This window comes from Methanobrevibacter sp. 87.7 (assembly GCF_002208625.1).
In the GTDB taxonomy this organism is placed as follows: Archaea; Methanobacteriota; Methanobacteria; order Methanobacteriales; family Methanobacteriaceae; genus Methanarmilla.
In genome coordinates this window covers 1-7,332 of record NZ_MRCT01000097.1, presented here as the reverse complement: position 1 = coordinate 7,332, position 7,332 = coordinate 1, and the positions used below count along the sequence as shown (strand labels likewise).

General features: G+C 23.2%; 9 protein-coding genes. All 9 read left to right on the top strand.

All coding sequences use genetic code 11. From position 1 onward, the window contains the following. Positions 1-166: 166 nt before the first annotated feature. The 9 genes from BGI41_RS05675 (at position 167) to BGI41_RS05635 (ending at position 7,089) form a co-directional block, all read left to right on the top strand. Entirely contained in the window at positions 167-526 is a 360-nt protein-coding gene (locus tag BGI41_RS05675; protein WP_233126331.1) for a helix-turn-helix domain-containing protein, read from the top strand. After that, positions 523-855, top strand: a complete 333-nt coding sequence (locus tag BGI41_RS05670) for an ImmA/IrrE family metallo-endopeptidase (protein WP_088539382.1) — start codon at positions 523-525, stop codon at positions 853-855. The genes BGI41_RS05675 and BGI41_RS05670 overlap by 4 nt, the downstream gene beginning before the upstream one ends. A gap of 195 nt (positions 856-1,050) precedes the next feature. After that, positions 1,051-1,695, top strand: coding sequence for an HAD family hydrolase (locus BGI41_RS05665; RefSeq protein WP_088539380.1), 645 nt, complete (start codon positions 1,051-1,053; stop codon positions 1,693-1,695). Positions 1,696-1,988: 293 nt separating this feature from the next. Continuing rightward, positions 1,989-4,070, top strand: a complete 2,082-nt coding sequence (locus BGI41_RS05660) for a Coenzyme F420 hydrogenase/dehydrogenase, beta subunit C-terminal domain (protein WP_088539378.1) — start codon at positions 1,989-1,991, stop codon at positions 4,068-4,070. Between the two features lie 258 nt (positions 4,071-4,328). Continuing rightward, entirely contained in the window at positions 4,329-5,555 is a 1,227-nt protein-coding gene (locus BGI41_RS05655; protein WP_088539376.1) for an MnmC family methyltransferase, read from the top strand. 1 nt (position 5,556) lies between these two features. Beyond that, positions 5,557-5,796: a hypothetical protein gene (locus tag BGI41_RS05650; protein ID WP_088539374.1), complete on the top strand. Its 240-nt coding sequence runs from the start codon at positions 5,557-5,559 to the stop codon at positions 5,794-5,796. Positions 5,797-5,805: 9 nt separating this feature from the next. Then, complete coding sequence (locus BGI41_RS05645) at positions 5,806-6,063, top strand: EFR1 family ferrodoxin (RefSeq protein ID WP_158211969.1); 258 nt, start codon at positions 5,806-5,808, stop codon at positions 6,061-6,063. Beyond that, complete coding sequence (locus tag BGI41_RS05640; RefSeq protein ID WP_088539372.1) at positions 6,032-6,568, top strand: EFR1 family ferrodoxin; 537 nt, start codon at positions 6,032-6,034, stop codon at positions 6,566-6,568. The genes BGI41_RS05645 and BGI41_RS05640 overlap by 32 nt, the downstream gene beginning before the upstream one ends. A 200-nt stretch (positions 6,569-6,768) precedes the next feature. Further along, a complete protein-coding gene (locus BGI41_RS05635) occupies positions 6,769-7,089 on the top strand; it encodes a transcription factor S (RefSeq protein WP_088539370.1) in 321 nt (106 codons plus the stop codon). Positions 7,090-7,332: the final 243 nt, after the last annotated feature.

Genomic DNA, 7,332 nt, shown 5'->3' with positions numbered 1-7,332 from the left:
ATTTAATTTAAAGTAATATTTTTATTTATTTTTTTAAAATATTTAATTTAAAGTCTTTGTTTTTTTAATTTTTTTTGACTTGTCATATTTTTTTAAAAGATTTTAGAAATATTTATATATTATTATGACAAGATTATTACTTAGTTCTACTTGGAGGTAGAAAATTTTGATAGATGGAAAGTTAAATAAAGAAATGGGTAAAAGGATTAAAAAATTGAGATTATCTCAAAATATAAACCAATCAAGTGTAGCTGATTATTTGGGGGTAAATCAGAGTACAGTTGCAAAGGCAGAATCTGGAGATAGATCTTTAAATTTAAATTCATTAATCAAATTATCTACTTTATTTGGTTGTTCTAGAGATTATCTTCTTGGAATGACTGATGAGTATGATCCATTAAATTTTGCATTCCGTTCTAAAAATGTTGATGTAAAAGATTTAGAGGCTATTGCAGCTATTAATAAAATTGTTTTAAATATTGATTTTTTAAATGATTTAAAAGAAAATAAGGAGAATCAAGAATGAAAAGCTTAATTGAATTAAATTCACTTGCAGTAGAATTAAGAGATGAATTAAATATTAGTCCGTATTCTCCTATTGATTTATTTAACATTATACCGTCTTGTTTCACTTCCGTTACCTTAGTATTTTATCCAATGTCTGATTATACTAGTGGTATGTGTATCCGTAATGGTTGTGAAAGTGTTATTGGTATAAATTCATCTACATCTCTAGGTAGACAAAGATTTACATTAGGTCATGAGACTTATCATTTATTATATGATGAAAACTTTTCTGATGTTTTTCTTCATTTTTATTTTCATTTATTATATTATCTAAAACATCGATTGTAATTATATAACTTAGTTTATAATATTTGTCTTTAATTGTTTCTACTTTTAATTTATTTAATCTTTCTTTAGATGTCTTACTTCTTTTTTTAATTTCAATTCTACTTTTCATATTTACTTATTTATAGTAAAACATTAATAGATATATGTATAAGTATATGATTTTTAGAGGGATTATTTTTTCTAGGATTAGTTAAAATGAAAAAATTGTATATATTTGATTTTGATGGAACTCTAATTGATAGTATTGAAGATTCTATGATATGTTTTAATAAAGTTTTAAAATCATTTAATTTACCTCAATATAAGGTTGAAGATTATGATAAATTAATTTATAGTGATTTTAGAAATTTTTTAGATTCTTTAATAGATGAATACGATGAAAATGATACTCTTTATAATAAAGTAATAAGGAACTTTGTAGAAGTATATTATCATGATGAAAAACCAAATACTTGTGTCTATGATGGAATATATGAAACCCTTAATAAACTAGTTGAAAATAATATTGAATTAGCTATATGTTCTAATAAGGAATCATTTATTTTAAATGATTTAATTAATAAGTTTTTTTCTAATTATAATTTTAGTATAATTTCTGGTTCTATTGAAGGTATTCCAGATAAACCTAATCCATATAGATTAAATAAGATTGTTGAAAAAGTAGATTATGATAAAGAAGATATTTTATATATTGGAGATAAAGATACAGATATTGAAGTAGCTGAAAATGCAGGTTTAGATATAGCTTTTGTAACTTGGGGACAATCTAATAGTAAAGATTTTGAAAGTGATTATCCATTAAAATATGTAAATAATCCTAGTGAATTATTAAATATTTAATTTATCATTTTTAATAATTTATTATCCTCATAATTTTATAATTGTCTTTTTTAAGTATTTTTAAAATACTTCTTATTTTAACTATTTTTTTATTAAACTCTAAATTTAATTATGTAAAATTTATTGTTTAAGGTGTTGTTTGTTTTTAAAGTTTTTAATTATTGCGGGACTTTTTTAAGTTTTTTACTTAGAATTTAGATGATTTTTTATTTTTATTTTTTTGTTTCTAGAATAAAAAATTTTTTTTAATGATTTTTTATTTATTTAATAAAATAATATTTGTAGTGGGTATAATGTTGAATGAGGATAATGAAAAGTTAATTAATAAAAAAATTAATAAAATAATTGAAAATTCTGATGATTCAGATAATGAAAGTTTTATTACAGAATTAAAATTAAGAATATGGTCTTATGTAAATAAGATTTCAAATAATACTAAATTAGATGATGATTCAATCAATAATTTAATATCTAATGTTGTTGATGAAAAAGATTTTTCAGATAAAAAAATTGATTTCAATTATAATTGGGCTTTAAATCAAATTGTTGATAGTAAATTATGTGCAAAATGTGGAACATGTAGTGTAGTATGTCCTAATAGTATTATTGCTTTTGATGAATCACCTTATCTTAAAGAAGAATGCTTAAGAAAAGGTAATGGTATGTGTCAAGAGGTATGTCCACGTATGTCTACTGGTCAATATGAAATTAGATCTAGATTAAATCTTGATGAAAAATATTATTTCGGTAAATCAGAACATATTAAAGGTCAGTCTGGAGGATATGTTACTAATTTTCTTAAATTCTTAATTAAAGATAAAAAGATTGATGGTGTAGTTGTTGTTGGAGATGATAATTGGAAACCTGTAAGTTTAATTATAACTGATGAAGAAGGTTTAAATGATACAACTAAAAGTAAATATTCAATATCTTCTTTACAGGCAGTTCGTACTGCAGGAGAGATGGGACTTGAAAAAATTGCAGTAGTTGGACTTCCATGTCAAGTAGCAGGTTTAAGAAATATTCAATATCATCCTTATCTTTCTAAACATGATTATGAAAGAGGTAGAAATGGAAAACCTGCTAACTTACCTAAAATTGAATATGTAATTGGTCTTTTTTGTACAGAGAAATTTGAACATAAAGAATTACTTAGAGCTCTTAATGAGAGAAATATTAATATTAAAGATGTAATTAAATTTGATGTTAAAGGACCTAATTTTATTGTAAAAACTGATAAAAATGAGTTTAAAATAAAACTTAGTGAGATTAAACCTTCATCTGGATGTATGATGTGTAAAGATTTTGATGCAGAATTAGCAGATATTAGTTTTGGTGATAAAGGATCTCCTGAAGGGTACACAACAGTAATCACAAGAACTAAAAAAGGTGAAGAAATACATAACTATTTTAAATTAGAAGAAGGTGCTGAAGTTAAGGATATTAACTTTTTAAGAAACTTTAAATTAAAAAGGTTTAATAAAGAAGTTCAAAGAAGAGAAGATAATAATGAATTTAATTCTTTTTATTATCTTTGGAAATATCCAGGAGTAGGATGTGGCCAAAAAGGATTAGCATATATTAGGTTTAGAGCAAATATTGGAGGATATTATAATCCAGATACAGTATTAAAACTTGCAGAACTTACTAAAAAATATAATGCAATATTTAAAATTACTACAAGAGAAGAATTTGAAATTGAAGGTATAATATTTAAGGATGTTGAACCATTAATTGAGGAATTAAAAGAACTTGATATTGTTAATGGTAGTGAAGGTCCTAATGTAAGAAGTATTATTGCATGTCCTGGTAAAGAAAGATGTTTACTTGGTTTAATTGATACTATAAAAATAGGTCAAAAAATAGAGGATATTTATAAAGAAAAACCTGCTAATTATAAATTTAAAATTGCAGTATCTGGTTGTCCTAATAAATGTGTAAGAACTGATCTTACCGAGTTTGGTATAAATGGTGTGAAATTCCCAGTAACTAATGATAAATGTAATGGATGTGGAAGATGTGCAGATGTATGTAAAGTAGATGCTATTGAAGTTAGAGGAGATACTGCAATAACAAATTATAATCTTTGTTATGGTTGTGGAAAATGTATTCATGCATGTCCAAATGATTCAAAAAACATTAAATTTAAAGGATATTCTGTATATATTGGAGGTAAAAGTGGTAGAAAATCTGTTATTGGAAATAAAATATTCATTAAAGATGAAGATGAACTTTTAAAAACTTTAAATGCAGTATTTTATATGTATAATAAATATGCAGAAAAACCACAAAAAGAGAGATTAGCAGATACAATGAAACGTATTGGTGAAATTAAATTTTTAAATGAAGTAGAAAATTATAAAAACAGTTTATAATTTTTATTTATATTTTTTATCATTTTTTAATTATTTAATTTCAGTTTTTTAGAATTTTTTTAATTTATTTTAATAAATATTTTTAAATATTTTTTTAAATAATATATTATTATAATAAATTTTTTAAATATTATTTAAAAATCTTTTATTGTTTTTAAGGTTTTTAAATTGTTTGTGAATGTTTTGCTGTTTAAAAATCTTTTATTGTTTTTAAGGTTTTTAAATTTGTTAAAAATAATAATAATTTAAGTTGATACAATGACTTACCAAGATGATGCTGTAGTAATTGATAATGATGTTTTTAATTTGATTAAGGAAACATTTAATAAAGAATTAGAAACTAATAATCCAGAATATAGAAATAATCTTTTTGAAAAATCTAAGGATTATTTTGTTAAAACAGATGATGGTTCTTATTCTATTAAATCAAGAAAGATTAATGATAAAGTTGAAACATTACATACTAAATCTGGAGCAATATCTGAAAGTTTTAAAAAATTCATAGATCCATTAAAACTTGATTATTCTAAAGATATTGCAGTTCTTGATATATGTGCAGGTTTAGGTTATAATTCTTCTGCAGCAATTTTTGACTTTTTACAAAATACTGATAATACAACTAATCTTAAAATTGATATGGTTGAAATATCTCCAGAAACACTTGCAGCAGGTTTAATTGTTCCTTCTCCAATTGCTGAACATGATATTGTTAAAAAAGCTATTGAAGATGAACTTGTAAATGATAATTTTGCATCATTACATTTAGAGGATACTAAAATTCCAGATAATATTGATATTAATGTATTTATTGAGGATGCAAGGATTTCAGTTCAAAAATTAAAAGATAATACTTATGATGCAATATTTTTAGATCCATTTTCACAAACTATGGCTCCTGAACTTTTTACTTGTGATTTATTTAAAGAATTTAAACGTTTAATTAAAGATGATGGAATTGTTGCAACATATACTTCATCTGCACCTGTAAGAAGTGGATTTTTTGAAGCAGGTTTTCATGTAGGTGAAGGTCCTGTATTTGGTCGTTTCCAAGGTGGTACTATAGCTAGTCCAAATCCAAATTCTCTTGAAAAAGCATTGAATATTAATGATGAAAGACGTATTGCTTTATCTGATGTTGGTGTTCCATTTAGAGATATTACTCTTAATAAATCTAGTGATGAGATTAATAAAATAAGAACTGATGAAAGACATGCTAAACGTCATGTAAGTAAAATTTCATCAGCAGTAAAAACTCCTATCTTTTTAGGTGAAGATATTGAAGATGCAGCATTAAAAAGAAGAGTTGAAAGAAATCTTGCAAAAGTTAATATTCCAGGGATTCAATCTAAGGAAGCATATTATATAATAGAACCTCAAAAAGATTACACTATTGAATCTAATGATAATCATAATTCAAGATTAAGAGTTTATGAAATGAATAAACGTTTACAAGAAGTTATTAATAATAAATTTAAAGGTGAATAACATGGCTAAAGATGATATTTGTATTTCTGGAGTATTTAGTGATGAATTTATGAAAAAATACACTAAATTTTCTAGTTTTAATGAAATGAAGAAAAAATCTCCATTTAATGATAAAGCAACTGCAGATTTATTTAATAATCCAGAATGGGATACTTTTGTTAAAAGAACTACAAAATTTAAAGATTGGCAAGAGATGTTAATCACTTCTGCAAACCAAATACTTAAAGAACATAAAATTTAGGTGATTATTTTGATTTTTTATTTTTCTGCAACAGGTAATTCTAAATATGTCTCAAAATCTATTGCTGATACTACAAATGATAAGATAATTGATATTATTAATATTGAAAATTATAAATTTAATTTAGAAGATAATGAAAGTATTGGATTTGTATTTCCAACATATTTTTGGGGAGTACCTCCAATTATGCTTGATTTTATAGATAAAGTAGAATTTTCTAATTATAATAATAATTATGTTTATTCAATATCTACTTATGGGTACTAGTCCTGGAGCTAGTGGTGATTTTATAAATAAACATTTAAATAAAAAGAATATTGAAGTAAATGCTTATTTTAGTATTATAATGCCTGATACTTGGACTCCTATGTTTGATTTAACTGATTCTAATAAAATTAAAAATACACTTGAAAAATCTACTGAAGAAATAAAAAATATTATTCCTAAAATTAAAAATAAGGAAAATGGAAATTTCATGGATAAAAAGAAATCTTATTTAATATCTAAAATAGGATATATATTAGTTTATAATAGAGGAATGAGGAAAACTAAGAACTTTGGAGCAAGCAATGATTGTGTTTCTTGTGGAAAATGTGAAAAATCTTGTCCTATAAATGCTATTAAAATAATTGATAATAGACCAAGATGGATTAAGAAAAAATGTCTTGCATGTCTCAGATGTTTACATAGATGTCCTAATTTTGCAATACAATATGGTACAAACACTATAAAACATGGCCAATATCTTAATCCTTATGTTGATATAGAATAAGAAGATTATACTTTAAAAATACTTTTTTCTATTTATTGAATATTGTATCTTTTTCAATTTTTATTGTATATTTTTAGTATTTTGTTTAATATTTTTTTATTTTTTTATTCTATATTTTTTTATTTTTTGAAAAAATTTATATATTACACATGTATAAATTAATTTATTATAAACTTATTTATTAGTGAGGTTTTGTTAATATGGAATTTTGTCCAGAATGTGGTGCTATGTTAATTCCTGATAAAAATCATAAATTAAAATGTAAATGTGGTTATGAAAATGATCTTAGTAAAAAAGAAGTAAAAGATCAATATCAATTCGAAGGAGATAGGAATCCTAAACAAGATATTCCAATTATAGATCAAAAAGACAATATGTTACCAACAACTAAGATTAAATGTTATAGGTGTGGTGGTACTGTTGGTTATTGGTGGACTCTTCAAACAAGATCTGCTGATGAGGCTCCAACTTATTTTGTTAAATGTGCTAAATGTGGTAATACATGGCGTCAAAGTAATTAGTTAACTTTTTATTTTGAAATTTAACATTTTTAATTAAATTTTATTTCTTTATTTTTTTTATTTTATTTTTTTCTTTTGTTAGTTTATTTTGTTTTTTTATTTTTTCTTTTGTTAGTTTATTTTGTTTTTTTATTTTTTCTTTTGTTAGTTTGTTTTTTTATTTTATTTTGGTTTTATTATTTTTTAATATTTTATTTTTATTTTATCTAAAAATTTTTATATTAAGATTTAAAGAAATAATAT

Excerpts from the sequence above, each read along its gene's own strand:
- BGI41_RS05670 (WP_088539382.1), top strand. The coding sequence starts at position 523 with ATGAAAAGCTTAATTGAATTAAATTCACTTGCAGTAGAATTAAGAGAT.
- BGI41_RS05665 (WP_088539380.1), top strand. The coding sequence starts at position 1,051 with ATGAAAAAATTGTATATATTTGATTTTGATGGAACTCTAATTGATAGT.
- BGI41_RS05660 (WP_088539378.1), top strand. The coding sequence starts at position 1,989 with ATGTTGAATGAGGATAATGAAAAGTTAATTAATAAAAAAATTAATAAA.
- BGI41_RS05655 (WP_088539376.1), top strand. The coding sequence starts at position 4,329 with ATGACTTACCAAGATGATGCTGTAGTAATTGATAATGATGTTTTTAAT.
- BGI41_RS05650 (WP_088539374.1), top strand. The coding sequence starts at position 5,557 with ATGGCTAAAGATGATATTTGTATTTCTGGAGTATTTAGTGATGAATTT.
- BGI41_RS05640 (WP_088539372.1), top strand. The coding sequence starts at position 6,032 with ATGTTTATTCAATATCTACTTATGGGTACTAGTCCTGGAGCTAGTGGT.
- BGI41_RS05635 (WP_088539370.1), top strand. The coding sequence starts at position 6,769 with ATGGAATTTTGTCCAGAATGTGGTGCTATGTTAATTCCTGATAAAAAT.